This window comes from Pseudaquabacterium terrae (genome assembly GCF_013266755.1).
GTDB lineage: Bacteria > Pseudomonadota > Gammaproteobacteria > Burkholderiales > Burkholderiaceae_C > Pseudaquabacterium > Pseudaquabacterium terrae.
Window position 1 is genome coordinate 558,393 of the sequence record NZ_JABRWJ010000002.1, and the last position, 15,341, is coordinate 573,733.

15 protein-coding genes are annotated in these 15,341 nt (G+C 70.8%); 8 read left to right on the forward strand and 7 right to left on the reverse strand.

Annotation, left to right across the window (positions count from 1 at the left end):
- Nucleotides 1-10: 10 nt before the first annotated feature.
- Genes HLB44_RS07655 through prsT form a run of 5 tightly spaced genes read left to right on the forward strand, consistent with a single transcriptional unit; the run spans nucleotide 11 to nucleotide 5,986 of the window.
- Nucleotides 11-1,036: an RluA family pseudouridine synthase gene (locus HLB44_RS07655; protein WP_173122256.1), complete on the forward strand. Its 1,026-nt coding sequence runs from the start codon at nucleotides 11-13 to the stop codon at nucleotides 1,034-1,036.
- A gap of 7 nt (nucleotides 1,037-1,043) precedes the next feature.
- Entirely contained in the window at nucleotides 1,044-1,709 is a 666-nt protein-coding gene (locus HLB44_RS07660) for an HAD-IA family hydrolase (RefSeq protein ID WP_173121954.1), read from the forward strand.
- Nucleotides 1,702-2,118: a Rieske (2Fe-2S) protein gene (locus tag HLB44_RS07665; RefSeq protein WP_173121955.1), complete on the forward strand. Its 417-nt coding sequence runs from the start codon at nucleotides 1,702-1,704 to the stop codon at nucleotides 2,116-2,118. Before HLB44_RS07660 ends, HLB44_RS07665 begins: the two co-directional genes overlap by 8 nt.
- A gap of 10 nt (nucleotides 2,119-2,128) precedes the next feature.
- Nucleotides 2,129-3,136 (forward strand): S49 family peptidase, encoded by a 1,008-nt coding sequence (locus tag HLB44_RS07670; protein ID WP_173121956.1) that lies wholly within the window; start codon nucleotides 2,129-2,131, stop codon nucleotides 3,134-3,136.
- Nucleotides 3,137-3,184: 48 nt separating this feature from the next.
- On the forward strand, nucleotides 3,185-5,986 hold the full coding sequence (gene prsT / locus HLB44_RS07675) for an XrtA/PEP-CTERM system TPR-repeat protein PrsT (protein WP_173121957.1): 2,802 nt from the start codon (nucleotides 3,185-3,187) through the stop codon (nucleotides 5,984-5,986).
- Nucleotides 5,987-5,990: 4 nt separating this feature from the next.
- Here the strand turns inward: prsT and HLB44_RS07680 are convergent, their stop codons facing one another.
- Nucleotides 5,991-7,088, reverse strand: coding sequence for an ABC transporter ATP-binding protein (locus HLB44_RS07680; RefSeq protein WP_217283562.1), 1,098 nt, complete (start codon nucleotides 7,086-7,088; stop codon nucleotides 5,991-5,993).
- Between the two features lie 47 nt (nucleotides 7,089-7,135).
- On the opposite strand from HLB44_RS07680, the gene HLB44_RS07685 reads away from it, so the two are divergent.
- Nucleotides 7,136-8,812, forward strand: a complete 1,677-nt coding sequence (locus HLB44_RS07685) for an ABC transporter permease (protein ID WP_425500774.1) — start codon at nucleotides 7,136-7,138, stop codon at nucleotides 8,810-8,812.
- A gap of 76 nt (nucleotides 8,813-8,888) precedes the next feature.
- Here HLB44_RS07685 and HLB44_RS07690 read toward each other — a convergent pair whose 3' ends face one another.
- Nucleotides 8,889-9,914 (reverse strand): extracellular solute-binding protein, encoded by a 1,026-nt coding sequence (locus HLB44_RS07690; protein ID WP_173121959.1) that lies wholly within the window; start codon nucleotides 9,912-9,914, stop codon nucleotides 8,889-8,891.
- Between the two features lie 122 nt (nucleotides 9,915-10,036).
- The gene (gene corA, locus HLB44_RS07695; protein WP_173121960.1) at nucleotides 10,037-11,005 is read right to left on the reverse strand and encodes a magnesium/cobalt transporter CorA; all 969 of its coding nucleotides are present in this window, start codon (nucleotides 11,003-11,005) and stop codon (nucleotides 10,037-10,039) included.
- Between the two features lie 109 nt (nucleotides 11,006-11,114).
- On the opposite strand from corA, the gene bfr reads away from it, so the two are divergent.
- Nucleotides 11,115-11,597: a bacterioferritin gene (gene bfr, locus HLB44_RS07700; protein ID WP_173121961.1), complete on the forward strand. Its 483-nt coding sequence runs from the start codon at nucleotides 11,115-11,117 to the stop codon at nucleotides 11,595-11,597.
- A 124-nt stretch (nucleotides 11,598-11,721) separates the two neighbouring features.
- On the forward strand, nucleotides 11,722-11,961 hold the full coding sequence (locus HLB44_RS07705) for a (2Fe-2S)-binding protein (RefSeq protein ID WP_173121962.1): 240 nt from the start codon (nucleotides 11,722-11,724) through the stop codon (nucleotides 11,959-11,961).
- A gap of 7 nt (nucleotides 11,962-11,968) precedes the next feature.
- Here HLB44_RS07705 and ureG read toward each other — a convergent pair whose 3' ends face one another.
- From ureG to HLB44_RS07725, 4 genes are read right to left on the reverse strand one after another with little or no spacing between them, the layout of a single operon-like run.
- Nucleotides 11,969-12,613, reverse strand: a complete 645-nt coding sequence (ureG, locus tag HLB44_RS07710) for an urease accessory protein UreG (RefSeq protein WP_173121963.1) — start codon at nucleotides 12,611-12,613, stop codon at nucleotides 11,969-11,971.
- A gap of 26 nt (nucleotides 12,614-12,639) precedes the next feature.
- The gene (locus tag HLB44_RS07715; RefSeq protein WP_173122258.1) at nucleotides 12,640-13,302 is read right to left on the reverse strand and encodes an urease accessory protein UreF; all 663 of its coding nucleotides are present in this window, start codon (nucleotides 13,300-13,302) and stop codon (nucleotides 12,640-12,642) included.
- A 29-nt stretch (nucleotides 13,303-13,331) separates the two neighbouring features.
- The gene (gene ureE, locus HLB44_RS07720; RefSeq protein WP_173121964.1) at nucleotides 13,332-13,904 is read right to left on the reverse strand and encodes an urease accessory protein UreE; all 573 of its coding nucleotides are present in this window, start codon (nucleotides 13,902-13,904) and stop codon (nucleotides 13,332-13,334) included.
- Nucleotides 13,905-13,926: 22 nt separating this feature from the next.
- Nucleotides 13,927-15,258 carry a hypothetical protein gene (locus HLB44_RS07725; protein ID WP_173121965.1) on the reverse strand — a complete coding sequence of 444 codons (1,332 nt, stop codon included), beginning with the start codon at nucleotides 15,256-15,258 and terminating at the stop codon, nucleotides 13,927-13,929.
- Between the last annotated feature and the right edge of the window lie 83 nt (nucleotides 15,259-15,341).

The window sequence follows — 15,341 nt, forward strand, 5'->3', positions numbered from 1 at the left end:
CGCGGTGGCGGTGCGCCGCGTGATCGTCGATGAAGCGGGTGAAGGCCAGCGGCTCGACAACTTCCTGCTGCGCATCCTGAAGGGCGTGCCGAAGACGCATGTCTACCGCGTGATCCGCTCGGGCGAGGTGCGCGTCAACAAGGGCCGCGCGGCGGCCGATACGCGGTTGGCGATCGGCGACGAGGTGCGCGTGCCGCCGGTGCGCGTGGCTGCGCCGGCCGCTGGCGCAAAGGCGGCGCCGCCGCGCGAATTCCCGGTGCTGTTCGAGGACGAGCACCTGCTGGCGATTCACAAGCCCGCCGGCGTCGCGGTGCACGGCGGCTCGGGCGTCAGCTTCGGCGTCATCGAGCAGCTGCGTCGGGCGCGGCCCGAGGCCAAGTTCCTCGAGCTCGTGCACCGGCTCGACAAGGAAACCTCGGGCATCCTGCTGCTGGCCAAGAAGCGCAGCGCACTGACCGCGCTGCAAGAGCAGTTCCGCACGCGCGAGACCGACAAGACCTACGCGGCGCTGGTGATCGGCCGCTGGCCGGCGAAGCTGAAGGTGATCGACGTCGCGCTGCACAAGACGCTCGATGCCGCCGGCGAGCGCCACGTGCGCGCGGTGGATGCCGATCACGAGGACGGCCGGCGCTCGATCACGCTGGTGCGCATCGCGCAGAGCTTCGAGCAGTACACGCTGCTCGACGTGACGATCAAGACCGGCCGCACGCACCAGATCCGCGTGCACCTGGCGCATGCCGGCCATGCGATCGTCGGCGACGACAAGTACGGCGACTTCGAGCTGAACAAGCAGTTTGCGCGCGGCGAAGCGCTGGCCGGCGCGCGTTTCGGCCGCATGTTCCTGCATGCGAAGCAGCTGGCCTTCGACCATCCGGCCAGCGGCGAGCGGATCGTGCTGGAGGCGAAGCTGCCGCCCGAATGCGTCACACTGACCACCCGGCTGTCAGAAGGCCCCCAGGCGACCGCTTCGCGGCCGCCGCCCCCCAAGGGGGTCGGGTCGTCCGGCAAAGCCGGCCCGACCCGAGAGCCGCACTGAATCCCCGATGAGTCTTCGTCCCCGCCGCTTCGACCTGATCGCCTTCGATTGGGACGGCACGCTGTTCGATTCCACCGCGCTGATCGTGCGCTGCATCCAGGGCGCCTGCCGCGACATCGGTGCCGCGGTGCCGAGCGACCAGGACGCCGCCTATGTCATCGGCCTGGGCCTGCAGGACGCGCTGCAGCATGCCGTGCCGGGGCTGTCGCCGGAGCGCTATCCCGAGCTCGGCCGGCGCTACCGCCACCACTACGTCGCCCGACAGCATGAGCTGTTGCTGTTCCCCGGCACGCTGCCGATGCTGCAGGCGCTGAAGGCGCGCAACCACTGGCTGGCGGTGGCCACGGGAAAAAGCCGGCGCGGCCTCGACGAGGCGCTGCAGACGGCGCAGCTCGAGGGCGTGTTCGACGGCAGCCGCACCGCCGACGAGACCGCCAGCAAGCCGAATCCGCTGATGCTGCAGCAGCTGATGCGCGAGTTCGGCGTCGATGCCGAGCGCACGCTGATGATCGGCGACACGACCCACGATCTGCAGATGGCGCGCAATGCCGGCACGGCGGCGGTCGGCGTCGCCTTCGGCGCGCACGACCACGCCGCGTTCGCCGAGTTCGCGCCGCTGCACGTCGCCCATTCGACCGACGCGCTGCATGCCTGGCTGGCCGAGCATGCCTGAGGTTACGCCGCGGCCCGACGCGCTACCGCTGTGTGCCGCCGGCGAGCTGGTCGAGCGCGGCCAGGCGCTGCTCTTCGACGTGCTGCTGTGGGGCCAGCCGGCGCGCGCCTTCGCGCTGCGCTACGAGGGCCGCGTGGTCGCCTACATCAACCGCTGCGCGCACGTGCCGGTCGAGATGGACTGGCAGCCGGGCGAGTTCCTCGACATCGACAAGCGCTGGATCGTCTGCTCGATCCACGGCGCGAGCTACGAGCCGCTCGGTGGCCACTGCGTCGCCGGACCCTGCGGCCGCGGCCGCCTGATGCCCGTCGACGTGCACGAGGCCGCAGGCCGGGTGTATTGGTATCCTTCCCGCGATGTCCGGCCGGTGATCTTCGACGAACCCGCGGCTCCTTTCTCTCCCGCCTGATCGGCACACCATGAGCTCCCCCGCAGACGATCCGCTCCCCGAGGCCCCGCTGCCGCCCGCAGCCCAACCGGCCCGCGGCCCGATCGCCGTGCCCTCGCCCGGGATCGAGCAGGCGCTGGAGCGGCTGGCGCGCGAGCTGCTCCAGGAGCGCCGCCTCGAACGCCGCTGGCGCAGCACCATCCGCCTCGCCTGGCTGGTGCTGGTGATCGGCGTGCTGTGGACGGTGTTCGCGCAGCGCACCCATCACGCTGGGCCGAACGGGCCGCACACCGCGCTGGTCGACGTGCGCGGCGAGATCGCGCCGGACAGCGAGGCCAGCGCCGAGCAGCTGATCGCCGCGCTGCGCCAGGCCTTCGAGGACAACGGCGCGCAGGCCATCGTGCTGCGCATCAACAGCCCCGGCGGCAGCCCCGTGCAGGCCGGCATCGTCAACGACGAGATCCGCCGCCTGAAGGCCAAGCACCAGAAGAAGGTCTATGCCGTCGTCGAGGAGATGTGCGCCTCGGGCGCCTACTACATCGCCGTTGCTGCCGACGAGATCTTCGTCGACAAGGCGAGCCTGGTCGGCTCGATCGGCGTGCTGATGGACGGCTTCGGTGTCGCCGGGCTGATGGACAAGCTCGGCGTCGAGCGCCGCCTGCTGACTGCCGGCGAGAACAAAGGCATGCTCGATCCGTTTTCGCCGCAGAACGAGCGCCACAAGGCCTATGCGCAGGCGATGATCGACCAGATCCACCGCCAGTTCATCGCCGTCGTCAAGGACGGCCGTGGCAAGCGCCTCAAGGACGGGCCGGACGTTTTCTCCGGCCTGTTCTGGAACGGCGAAGAGGCCGTCAAGCTCGGCCTGGCGGATCGCTTCGGCAACCTCGATTCGGTCGCGCGCGATGTGATCAAGGCCGAAGAGGTGATCGACTACACGCCGCGCGACAACGTGGCCGAGCGCCTGGCCAAGCGTTTTGGCGCGGCGGTCGGCGAAGGGGCGGTGCGTGCGCTGGGGTTCGGTGGACGGTTGCGCTGACGTTCGCGGTGGCGTGTGACCCCGCATTGCGGGACCAGGAGGACTGAGATGGGACAAGAAGGACAAGCCGCGCGGCCGGCACTGCGGCGCGCCGGTTGGGCGGCGTTGGCGTTGGCAGCCGCGCTGGCCGCCGGCTGCGGCGGCAAGAGCGAAGCCGAGCTGATGACGTCGGCCAAGGCCTACCTGGAGAAGCGGGACCCGAAGGCCGCGACGATCCAGCTGAAGAACCTGCTCGAGAAGAACCCGCAATCCGCCGAAGCGCGCTTCCTGCTCGGGCAGGCGCTGCTCGACGGCGGCGACCCGGTCGGCGCCGAGGTCGAGCTGCGGCGCGCGCTCGAGTACCGCCACCCGGAAGCGGCGGTGATCCCGGCGCGCGCCCGTGCGCTGCTGGCGCTGGGTCAGCCGCGCAAGGTGATCGACGACTACGGGCAGACCGATCTGAACGACCCGAAGGCGGACGTCGAGCTGCAGGTCGCGCTGGCCCGCGCCTACGCGACGCTCGGCACCAACGACGAGGCGCAGGCGGCGGTCGACAAGGCGCTCGGCATGTCGGCGGGCCATGCGTCGGCGGTGGTGATGGATGCCAAGCTCAAGGCAGTGGCCGGCAACGTCGATGGCGCGCTGGCGGCGATCGACGGCCTGCTGCAGCGCGCGCCGGAGAACACCGACGCGCTGCAGTTCAAGGCCGACCTGCTGCTGCACGGCAAGGGTGATCGCCCTGGCGCATTGGCGCTGTACCGCAAGGCGCTGGCGATCCGGGGCGACCTGGTCGAGGCGCACGGCGCGGTCTTCTCGGTGCTGCTGGCCGACAAGGACAACGCCGGCGCCGGCAAGCAGCTCGAGGAGCTGCGCAAGATCCGGCCGACCCATCCGCACACCCGCTACATGGAGGCGCAGTTCGCGTTCGCGAGCCGCGACTACAAGAAGGCCCAGGAACAGCTGCAGGCGCTGCTGCGCATGGCGCCCGACAGCGTGCGCGTGCTGCAGCTGGCCGGGGCGGTCGAGCTGCAGCAGGGCGCGCTGCCGCAGGCCGAGACGCTGCTGGCGCGCGCGGTGCAGCATGCCCCCGGCTCGGTCGATGCGCGCCGGCTGCTGGCCGAGGTCTACCTGCGCTCACGCCAGCCGGCGAAGGCGCTGGCGACGCTGAAACCGCTGCTCGAGCGCAAGCCGAGCGCCGAGGTGCTGGCGCTGGCCGCGCAGGCCTACCTGCTCGAAGGGGACGCCAAGGCCGCCGAGCAGATGTTCGTCAAGGCCGCGCAGATCAAGCCCGATGACAAGCGGCTGAATGCGGCGGTTGCGTTGTCGCAGCTCGGCCGCGGCAATCCGGACGCGGCGTTCGGCGAACTGCAGAAGCTGGCGGCCGCCGACGAGGGCCGCTCGGTCGACATGGCCTTGATCAGCGCGCGCATCCAGCGCCGCGAGTTCGACGGCGCGCTGAAGGCCATCGATGCGCTCGAACGCAAGCAGGCCGACAGCCCGATCCCGGCGGTGCTGCGCGGCCGCGTGCTGGCGATGAAGAAGGATTTCGCCGGTGCACGCAAGGCTTTCGAAGCGGCCGTCGCGCGGGATGCGAAGTACCTGCCGGCGGTGGCCGGCCTGGCCGCGCTGGACCTGCAGGACAAGCAGCCGGCGGCGGCGCAGCAGCGCTTCGAGGCGGTGCTGAAGCTCGATCCGAAGAACGTGCCGGCGCTGCTCGCGCTGGCCGAGCTGAAGCAGCGTGCCGGCGCCGGCAGCGCCGACGTCGGCAAGCTGTTCGCCGACGCGGTGCGCGTCAACCCCAACGATGCGCAGGCGCGCCTGGCGCAGATCGACTTCCTGACGCGGGCGCAGGACGCCAAGGGCGCGCTTTCCGCCGCGCAGGCCGCGGCCGCCGCGCTGCCGACCAACCTGGACATCCTCGATCGCCTGGGCCGCGCGCAGCTGGCCGCCGGTGACCGCGAGCAGGCCAAAAGCAGCTTCGCGAAGATCGTCTCGCTGCGTCCGGACGCCGCCGTCGGCCACCTCGGCCTGGCGACGACGCACATGGCGTCCGGCGACGCCGATTCGGCCGAGCGTTCGGCGCGCAAGGCGATCGAGAAGGAACCCGACTCGGTGGCCGGGCACCGCATGGTGATCGCCATCCAGTTGCGCCAGAAGCAGCCGCAGAAGGCGATCGAGACGGCGCGCCAGCTGCAGAAGCGCCGGCCCGACGATGGTGTCGGCTTCCTCGCCGAGGGCGAGATCGAAGCCTCGCAGAAGCACTGGGACCCGGCGATCGCCGCGTTCCGCAATGCGCTCGGCAAGACTGACGCCAGCACCGCGGCGACGCGGCTGCATGCCGCGCTGCTGGGTTCGCAACGCCCGCCCGAGGCGCAGCGTTTCGCCGACAGCTGGCTCAAGGACCATCCCACCGACGCCGCGTTTCGCCTCTACCTGGGCGACGCCGCGCTGGCGATGAACGACCTGCCGGCGGCCGAGGCGCGCTACCAGGACGTGCTGCAGCGCCAGCCCGACAACGCCATCGCGCTGAACAACGTCGCCTGGCTGAAGATGCGCCAGAAGAAGCCCGGCGCGCTGGAGTTCGCCGAGCGCGCCGTTGCCGCCGCGCCGAACCAGCCGGCGCTGATGGACACGCTGGCGATGGTGCTGTCGGCCGAACGCCAGCATCCGCGCGCGATCGAGCTGCAGAAGCAGGTCGTCGCGCAGGCGCCGCAGGTGCAGGGCTTCCGCCTGAACCTGGCCAAGATCTACCTCGAGGCCGGCGACAAGAAACAGGCCCGCACCGAGCTCGAGCCGCTGGTCAAGCTCGGCAAGGATTTCGTCGGTCACGCCGAAGTGGCGCAACTCGTGAAGAAGATCGAAGGCGGCTGATCGATCAGGCGCACTGCGCGGCGCCTTCGCGCCGGAACGCCACCACGTGGTCGAGCTCCAGGCGGATGCCGATGCGCTCGCCGATCGCGTGGTTGTGGTGCGAGGGCACCAGTGACAGCACCGTCGCGCCGCTGGCCAGGCGCAGCGTGTACAGGAACTCGGCGCCGCGGAAGGCCTTGGCCAGCACCTCGGCGGTGACCGGGCTCAGGTCGTCGTGGATCACGTCGTCGGGGCGCAGCAGCACGTCGACCGCGCAGCCCTGCGGGCAGAGGTCGCCGTGTTCGGTGCAGGTCACCGGCTGCGGGCTGTGCACCAGCCCGAGCTCGAGCTGCAGCTGCCGGTCGCCGGCGACGATGCCGGTCACGAAGGTGCCCTGGCCGACGAAGTCGGCGACGAAGCGGTTGCCCGGCCGGTGGTACAGGTTGTAGGCCGAGTCCCATTGCTGGATGCGACCCTCGCTCATCACGCCGATGTCGTCGGCGATCGCGAAGGCCTCGTGCTGGTCGTGCGTGACCATCAGCGCAGTGATGCCGGCGCTCTTCAGCAGGTGGCGCAGCTCCAGCCCGAGGCGCTCGCGCAGCTCGATGTCGAGGTTCGCGAACGGCTCGTCGAGCAGCAGCAGCCGCGGCTCGGGCGCCAGCGCGCGGGCCAGCGCAACACGCTGCTGCTGGCCGCCCGAGAGCTCGTGCGGATAACGCCGCGCGGCGTGCGCCAGACCCACGGTCTCGAGCATGCGCAGCGCGCGCCCGGCGGCGTCGGGCTGGCGCTGCAGGCCGAAACGCACGTTGTCGAGCACCGTCAGGTGCGGAAACAGCGCGTGGTCCTGGAACACCATGCCGACGCGCCGTTCTTCCGGTGGCCGCTGCAATTGCACGCTGGCAACCGTCTCGCCGCCGAGCTCGATGTGCCCGGCCAGCAGCGGCTCGAAGCCGGCGATCGCGCGCAGCACCGTGGTCTTGCCGCAGCCCGAAGGACCCAGCAGGCAGCCGATGGTGCCGGCGGGCAGGGTGATCGACAGCTCCTCGACGACGGCACGCCGGCCGTAGCCCACGCTGACCCGATCGACGACGAGCCAGGCAGGCGCGGCGGACATCGCGCGCATCATAGGGGCGCCCCTGCGGCGCGGCAGCGCGCCGATACACTGCGCCGGTGCCGTCCCCGTCCCTCGCGCTGCGCCTGCGTCCCGTCGTCGAACTGCCCTGGTTGAAGCTGTGCGCGCTGGCCGCGGCGGCGCTGGTCGCCGCGCCGCTGCTGTCGGTCGGGATGAACGTCTTTGCCGGCGGCACCGGCGCCACCTGGGCCCATCTGGCGGCCACCGTGTTGCCCGACTACGTGGTGACGACGCTGCTGCTGTGCCTGGGCGTGGCCCTCGGTGTCGCGGCGCTGGGTGTCGGCGCGGCCTGGCTGGTGACGCGCCATGAATTTCCGCTGCGTGCGCAGTTCGAGTGGGCGCTGGTGCTGCCGCTGGCGATGCCGGCCTACGTGATGGCCTACACCTACACCGACCTGCTGCAGTACGTCGGGCCGGTGCAGGGCGCGTTGCGCGAGGCCTTCGGCTGGCGCCGCGCCGACTACTGGTTCCCCGACGTGCGTTCCACCGGCGGCGCGGTGCTGATGTTCTCGCTGGTGCTGTACCCGTACGTCTACATGCTCGCGCGCACCGCCTTCCTCGAGCGCGCTGGCGGGCTGGTCGAGGTGGCGCGGGCGATGGGGCTGACGCCGTGGCAGGGCTTCGTGCGCGTGTCGCTGCCGCTGGCGCGGCCGGCGATCGCCGGCGGCATGGCACTGGCGCTGATGGAAACGCTGGCCGACTACGGCACGGTCTCGTACTTCGCGGTGCAGACCTTCACGACCGGCATCTACCGCGCCTGGTTCTCGCTCGGCGACCGCGTCGCCGCGGCGCAGCTGGCGCTGGCGCTGCTGGCCTTCGTGATCGGGGTGCTGGTGCTGGAGCGGCTGTCGCGCGGCCGCTCGCGCTTCCACGACACCACGCTGCGCCGCAGCGGCGTTTCGCGCAGCCCGCTGCATGGTGCCCAGGCGCTGCTGGCGCTGCTGGCCTGCGTGCTGCCGCTGGTGCTCGGCTTCCTGCTGCCGGCCGGGCTGCTGCTCGAGATGGCGTGGAGCGAAGGCGATGCGCAGTTCGGGCCGCGCTTCTTCGCGCTCGCCGGCAACAGCGTGCTGTTGTCCGGCCTGACGGCGCTGCTGGCGGTCGGCTTGGCGCTGCTGATTGCCTACGCCGCGCGCAGCCACGCCGGCCCGGCGATGCGCTGGGCGCACCGCGTCGTCGGGCTCGGTTATGCGCTGCCCGGCTCGGTGATCGCCGTCGGCGTGCTGATCCCGGTGACGCGACTGGACCACCTGATCGCCACGCTGCTGCGCGAGACGCTGCACGTCGAGGCCGGGCTGCTGTTCACCGGCACGATCGCCGCGCTGGTCTACGCCTGCCTGGTGCGCTACCTGACCGCCGCGGTGCAGACGGTCGATGCGGGCCTGTCGAAGATCACGCCGCACATGGACGATGCGGCTCGCAGCCTCGGCCACGGCCCGGGCGCGACGCTGCGCCGCGTGCACCTGCCGCTGCTGCGCGGCAGCGTGCTGACCGCCGCGCTGCTGGTGTTCATCGACGTGATGAAGGAGCTGCCGGCGACGCTGGTCATGCGCCCCTTCAACTTCAATACGCTGGCCACGCAGGCCTACACGCTGGCCTCCGACGAGCGCCTGGCCGAAGCCTCGACCGCGGCGCTGGCGATCGTCGTGGTCGGGCTGCTGCCGATGATGCTGCTGTGCCGGCAGATCGCGAAGGGGCAGGCGGTCTCGGCACATTAGGGGCTGTCCGGCGCCGGGCCGTCCCAAGCCGGACGCGCCCCCTTGGGGGGCCGACGCCGGAGGCGGCTTGGGGGTCTCATTTCCAGCCGGCGCGGTCGAAGACCTTCTGGGCCTGCGTCGTGGTTTTCGCCAAGTCGCCGATCGGCAACTGGTCGGCCTTGAAGCTGCCGAGCATGGCGAGCTGCTTGTTGGCGATGGTCGCGGTCTTCACCACCGGCCACTCGTTGTTGCCGTCGGCGAAATAGGCCTGTGCTTCGTCGCTGGCCAGGTATTCGAGGAACTTGACGGCGGCATCGCGGTGGGGCGCATGCTTGAGCACGCCGGCGCCGGAGACGTTGACGTGCGTGCCCCAGCTCGACTGGTTCGGCCAGACGATGCCGATCGCATTGACGACCTGCTGGTCCTCGGCCTTGGTCGAGCGCATCAGCCGCACCAGGTAGTAGGTGTTGGAGATCGTCACGCCGCATTCGCCGGCGGCGACGGCCTTGATCTGGTCGGTGTCGCCGCCCTTGGGCGCCCGCGCGAAGTTGGCGACCAGGCCCTTGGCCCAGGCTTCGGTCTTCGCTTCGCCGTCGTGGGCGATCATCGCGGCGCCGAGCGACAGGTTGTACGGATGCGCGCCGGAGCGCACGCAAACCTGGCCCTTCAGCGCCGGCGCGGCGAGGTCGGCATAGTTCTGCACCTGCTCGCCCTTGAGCGCGACCTTGTTGTAGACGATGACGCGCGCGCGGGTCGAGAACGAGAACCAGGTCGGCGTGCGCAGCGTGGCCGGCACGCGGGTTTCGAGCACGCTCGACTTGACCGGCTGGAACAGGCCGAGCGAATCGGCCACTTCGAGCCGCGCCGCGTCGACGGTGATCAGCAGGTCGGCCGGGCTCGCCGTGCCTTCGTTGCGGATGCGCTCGACCAGCTCGTCCTCGCGGCCGTCGAGGCGATTGATCTTGATGCCGGTGGCCTTGGTGAAGTTGGCGTACAGCGCCTCGTCGGTCTGGTAGTGACGGGCGGAGTAGATGTTCAGGACCTTCTCCTGGGCCTGGGCGGGCAGCGCCACGGCGACGGCCAGCAGGGCGGGGAGAAGCGCGAGGACGGGGCGGCGGTGCATGTTTTTCGGTGCGAATGGATTTCGGGGCAAAAATCATAACAAGAATGATTCGCAAGACGCGGCCTGTTTATTGCCCTTGGTTGCGCGCGGTCAAAGCCGCGACGGTGCGCCCAGGCGGGCCGCTACAGCCAGCCGGCGCGCCGGAAGCGCCACCACATCAAGGCGCAGACCACGCCGATGACGCCCAGCGCCGCCGGGTAGCCCCACGGCTTCTTCAGCTCCGGCATGTGCTCGAAGTTCATGCCCCAGATGCCGACGAAGAAGGTCGCCACGGCAAAGATGCCGGCATAGGCCGCCAGCCGCTTGGTGACCTCCGACTCCTCGATCGTCGTCACCGACAGGTTGACCTGGATCGCCGTGCTGATCGTGTCGCGCATCGCGTCGATCGAGCTCTGCACGCGCGCCAGGTGATCGAAGATGTCGCGGAAGTAGGCCTCCGACCGCGCGCACACCGATGGCACGCGGCCGCCGTGCAGCTTGGTCGTCGCATCGAGCAGCGGCGACACGGCGTGCCGCAAGGTCGTCACCTTGTGCTTCAGCTCGTACAGCCGCTCGATGTTCGCGCGCGCCTGGCCACGCTCGAAGATCTGGCCCTCGATCGCCTCGAGCTCGGTCTCCAGCGCATCGACGATCGGGAAATAACGGTCGACGACAGCGTCCATCAGCGCGTACAGCACGAAGCCGGTGCCCTGGCGCAGCAGGTGCGGCTCGCGCTCGCAGCGCTCGCGCACGCCGAGGAAGCCCTGCGTGCTGCGGTTGCGCACCGACAGCACGAAGTTGCTGCCGGCGAAGACATGCACCTCGCCGACGCGCAGCTCGTCGGTCGGCGTGAACTCGACCATGTGCATCACGGTGAACAGCGTCGAGCCGTACTCCTCGATCTTCGGCCGCTGGTGGCCGTGGCGGGCGTCCTCGATCGCCAGGTCGTGCAGGCCGAACTCGTCCTGCATCGTCGCCAGCTCGTCCTCGCCGGCATCGCGCAGCGCCACCCAGACGAAGCAGCCCGGCTTCTGCAGGTAGTCGCTGATCGCCTCGACGGGAATGTCGGCGAGCTTGGTCCCTTCCTGGTAGGCGACGCAGTTGACGAGCATGGGTGCAACTCCTGGGCACGAACGCAGATAACGAGCGGCCGATCTTGGCATGGCGCCCGTGGTCGGCCGGCGCGAGAATGGCCGGATTCATCAGCGCGGAGAACAAGCCATGAAAGGCGACGCCAAGGTCCTGGACTACCTCAATGCCCAGCTGAAGATGGAGCTGACGGCCATCAACCAGTACTTCCTGCACTGCAGGATGCTGAAGAACTGGGGCTACGGCCGCATGGCCAAGCACGAGTACGAAGAATCGATCGAGGAGATGAAGCACGCCGACAAGTTGATCGAGCGCGTGCTGATGCTCGAAGGCCTGCCGAACCTGCAGGACCTGGGCAAGCTGCTGATCGGCGAGAGCGTCGTCGAGGTGCTGCAGTGCGACCTGAAAGTCGAGGTCGCCTCGCAGGCCCACCTGAAGGATGCGATCGCCCACTGCGAGAGCGTGCGCGACTACGTCAGCCGCGAGCTGCTCGAGGACATCCTCGAGGACACCGAGGAACACATCGACTACCTCGAGACCCAGCTCGGGCTGGTCGGTCAGGTCGGCGAGCAGAACTACCTGCAATCGCAGATGGGCGAGCACGGCGGCAGCTGATCGAGACGGCCGCGGCGTGACGCAGCGCACGGCCAAAGCCCCCGCGGGTTGGGGGACGATTGAGAACTATTCGTATTAGCGTGTAGACTGGCGGCACCGACTCAGCTGTGCCCGTTTCGCCGCCATGATCGTCTGCATTTGCCGCCGCGTTTCCGACCGCGATATCCAGCACGCCGTGCGCGAAGGCATCGCCAGCTTCGACGTGCTGCAGGACGAGACCGGCGTCGCCAGCCATTGCGGCGCCTGCCACGATTGCGCGCACGAGGTCTTCGAAGAGGCCCGCGCTGCCGCGCATGGCGGCTGCGCCGGCGCCTGCCACGCCGGCACCAAGGTCATCTCGATCGCGACCGCCTTCGCGACCTGAAGGCGAATCAGGCCTGCACCAGCAGGCCCTTGGTCTCGATGAACCCGACCACCTCGGCCAGGCCTTGGCCCGTGCGCAGGTTGGTCATCACGTGCGGGCGGTTCGGCCGCATGCGCCGCGTGTCGGCTTCCATCACCGCGAGGTCGGCCCCGACGTAGGGCGCCAGGTCGGTCTTGTTGATCACGAACAGGTCGCTCTTGGTGATGCCGGGCCCGCCCTTGCGCGGGATCTTCTCGCCCGCGGCGACGTCGATGACGTAGAGCGTCAGGTCGCTCAGCTCCGGGCTGAAGGTCGCGGCGAGGTTGTCGCCGCCCGACTCGATGAAGACGATGTCGGCCTCGGGAAAGCGCTCGAGCATGCGGTCGACCGCCTCGAGATTGATCGATGCGTCCTCGCGGATCGCGGTGTGCGGGCAGCCGCCGGTCTCGACGCCCATGATGCGTTCCGGGGCCAGCGCGCCGGCGACGGTCAGCAGCCGCTGGTCTTCCTTGGTGTAGATGTCGTTGGTGATGACCACCAGGTCCCAGCGCTCGCGCATCGTCTTGCACAGCATCTCGACCAGCGTCGTCTTGCCCGAGCCCACCGGACCGCCGACGCCGACGCGCAGCGGCGGCAGTTTCTTGGTCCGTCCGGGGATCGTGTGCAGTTTCATGCGGTCCAGTGTAGCCAGCGGGTCGGTCACGAGCGGAACAGCCGCGAGTACTGCGCCTCGTGGCGCGCCGACAGGATCGCCCAGCGCGGCGCGAAGCTCTGGCGCGCGGCGTCGCCAGCGCCGGCGGTGGCCAGCGCGGCGTCGATCGCGGCCGGCAGCGCGCCGGCGAGCGCATCGAGCAGGCGCTGGCCGGCGGACTGGCCCAGCGGCACGGCCTTCAGCGCCGCCTGCACCATGTTCTCGGCCCAGCCGAACCCATAACCCAGCAGCGCATCGGCCGCGCCCAGGCCGCTGCAGTCGGCGGCCAGCGCAAAGGCGATCGGCCAGGCCGGCGCCGGGCGCAGTGCGCGCAACGCCTCGACGCGTGTGTCCGCGGGCTGGCGCTGGCGCAGCCAGTCGGCGAGCGAGCGGCCGGTCTGCTCGGTCTGCAGGCGCAGCTCGGCGCTCTCGCGCGTGCGCAGCGCCCAGTCGTTCAGCGCCTCGATGCGCGCCAGGTCGTGCTGCTGCCAGGCGGCCAGTGCCGCGGCGAGCAGGGGCAGCTCGGCGCGCTGCAGGCCGAGCGCGAGGTGGTCGATCAGCCAGCGGCCGGCGCTGGCCTCATCGCTGACCAGGCCGGCGTCGATGGCGGCTTCGAGCACCTCGGAGTAGCTGAAGCCGCCCACCGGCAGCGCCGGCGACGCCAGCCGCATCAGGCCGAGCAGAGCACGCCGGTCGGTGCTCAATGGTCGTGTTCGTGGCCGTGACCGTGGCCGTGGCCGTGATGATCGTGGCCATGGTCGTGGCCGTGTTCGTGATCGTGGCCATGGTCATGATCGTGCCCGTGCCCGGCATGCCCACCCGAGCCGTAGGCCCCGCCCTCGGGCTCGAACGCCGCCAGTTCCTCGTGCACGATCAGGTGCTGCTGCCGCAACAGCGCGGCCAGCACGTGGTCGGGCTCCAGCTTCAGGTGATCGGGCTTCAGCTCGAGCGCGACATGCCGGTTGCCCAGGTGATAGGCCGCGCGCATCAGGTCGAACGGCGTGCCGTGCTCGGCGCAGTGGCGCACCACCAGCACCGGCTGCGGGGCGGCCTGCACGACGACCAGCGAGCCGTCCTCGCCGACCAGCACGTCGCCGCCGCGCACCTGCGTGCCGCGCGGCAGGAAGACGCCGAGCGCGCGGCCGGTCGAGTCGGTGGCATCGAAGCGGCTCTTCTGCCGCACGTCCCAATCGAGCGCCACGTTCGGCGCGCGCTGCAGCAGCACTTTCGCGAGGCCGCGGCCCTGGGGAATCAGCTTGTTGATCGTCAGCATCGGGCGATTGTCGCGCCGGTCATCAGAAGTCGACCATCTCCAGCGCCACGCCGCGTGCGGCGAGCGCCGCGCGCGCGTTTTCGGCTTGCCGCGCATGGGTGAACGGCCACCAGGTGACGCGCCAGCCCTCGGGCGTCTGCTGCAGGTCGGTTTCGATGGCCGTCGGATGCGCAATGCGGGTCGTCTCGGCGCGCAGGCGTTTCAGCACCGCCTCGGCATCGGCGCGCTGGCGCATCGGCCGCGTCACCAGCGCGTAGAAGCGCGCCGGGCCGGCCGACGCGGCCGGCGGCGGGCGGCTCGCGGGCTGCGGCAGGCCCGGATGCTGTTGCCGCTCGGCGCGCGCGGCTTCGGCCAAGTCCGGCTTCAGGCGCGGCACCAGCGGTGCCGAGGCGCGTTGGGCTTCGGCCAGCGGGGCGCTGGCCGGCGGCGGCGCCGCGATCACCGCCGGCGCCGAGGCCGCGGCAGGTGCCGACGCGAGCACCGGCGGCGGCACGACGATCGCGGGTGCCGACGGGCGCGGTGTCGGCGCCGAGGCGACAACAGCGGGCGCCGACGCGACCGGCGTGGGCACGGCGACCGACGCGACCGGCGCCGGTGGTGCGACCGCTGCAACCGCTGCCGGCGAACTCGCGGCCGCCACCGGAGCGGTCGCCGAGGCCGCGCCAACGTGCGCTGCCGAAGCGGCAGCTGCGCTCGCGACGCTGGCCGCACTGGCCGCCTTTGGTGCACTCGCCGGCCGCGCCGCGATCACCGGCTCTGCCGGCCGCTTCGTCGCCACCAGCCACAGCGCCGCGACGCCGATCAGCAGCGACGCCATCGTCGCGCCGCCCAGCGCAGCCAGTCGCGGCACGCTCCACAACCGCTGCCCCTGCACCGGCATGCGCCGGCCGTGGCCCAGCACCAGCCGCGGACGCGACGGGCCGAGGTCGATCGCGGCGGTGACGAGGTAGCGGTTCAGCCGCTCCGGCGGCAGATCGCCGCGCGGCGCGTCGAGCAGATCACGATCGGACTGCAGCACGCGCTCGGGCAGCTCGGCCGGCCCGGGGCGCTCGACGAAGCCATGACGCAGCGCAAACGCGGCCAGCCGCTTCGGCCCGATCTCCGGCAGCGCATCCTCGCTGAAGACGGCCCACGGCCGGCGGTTGACCCGTTTGGGGAACATCAGCGCGAGCAGCCCGCGCTTGGGCGCCGCGGCGTGCCACGGCGGCTGGCCCTCGCGGGCGAACGGCAGCACGACGATGCCGACGCTCTGAACGTCGCGGCGTGCGATCCGGCGCGCCAGCGGGTGGCGGTTGTGCCAGGCCACCACCTGGGCGGCGACATCGGCGACGAAACTCGGCGGGTCGGCGCGCATTCCGCGAGCAGGCTCTCCCCGCCGGCTCGGGCGGTACTTTTGCAATGGCGCACTGTAACGCGCCAATTCGCAGCGAACTCCCG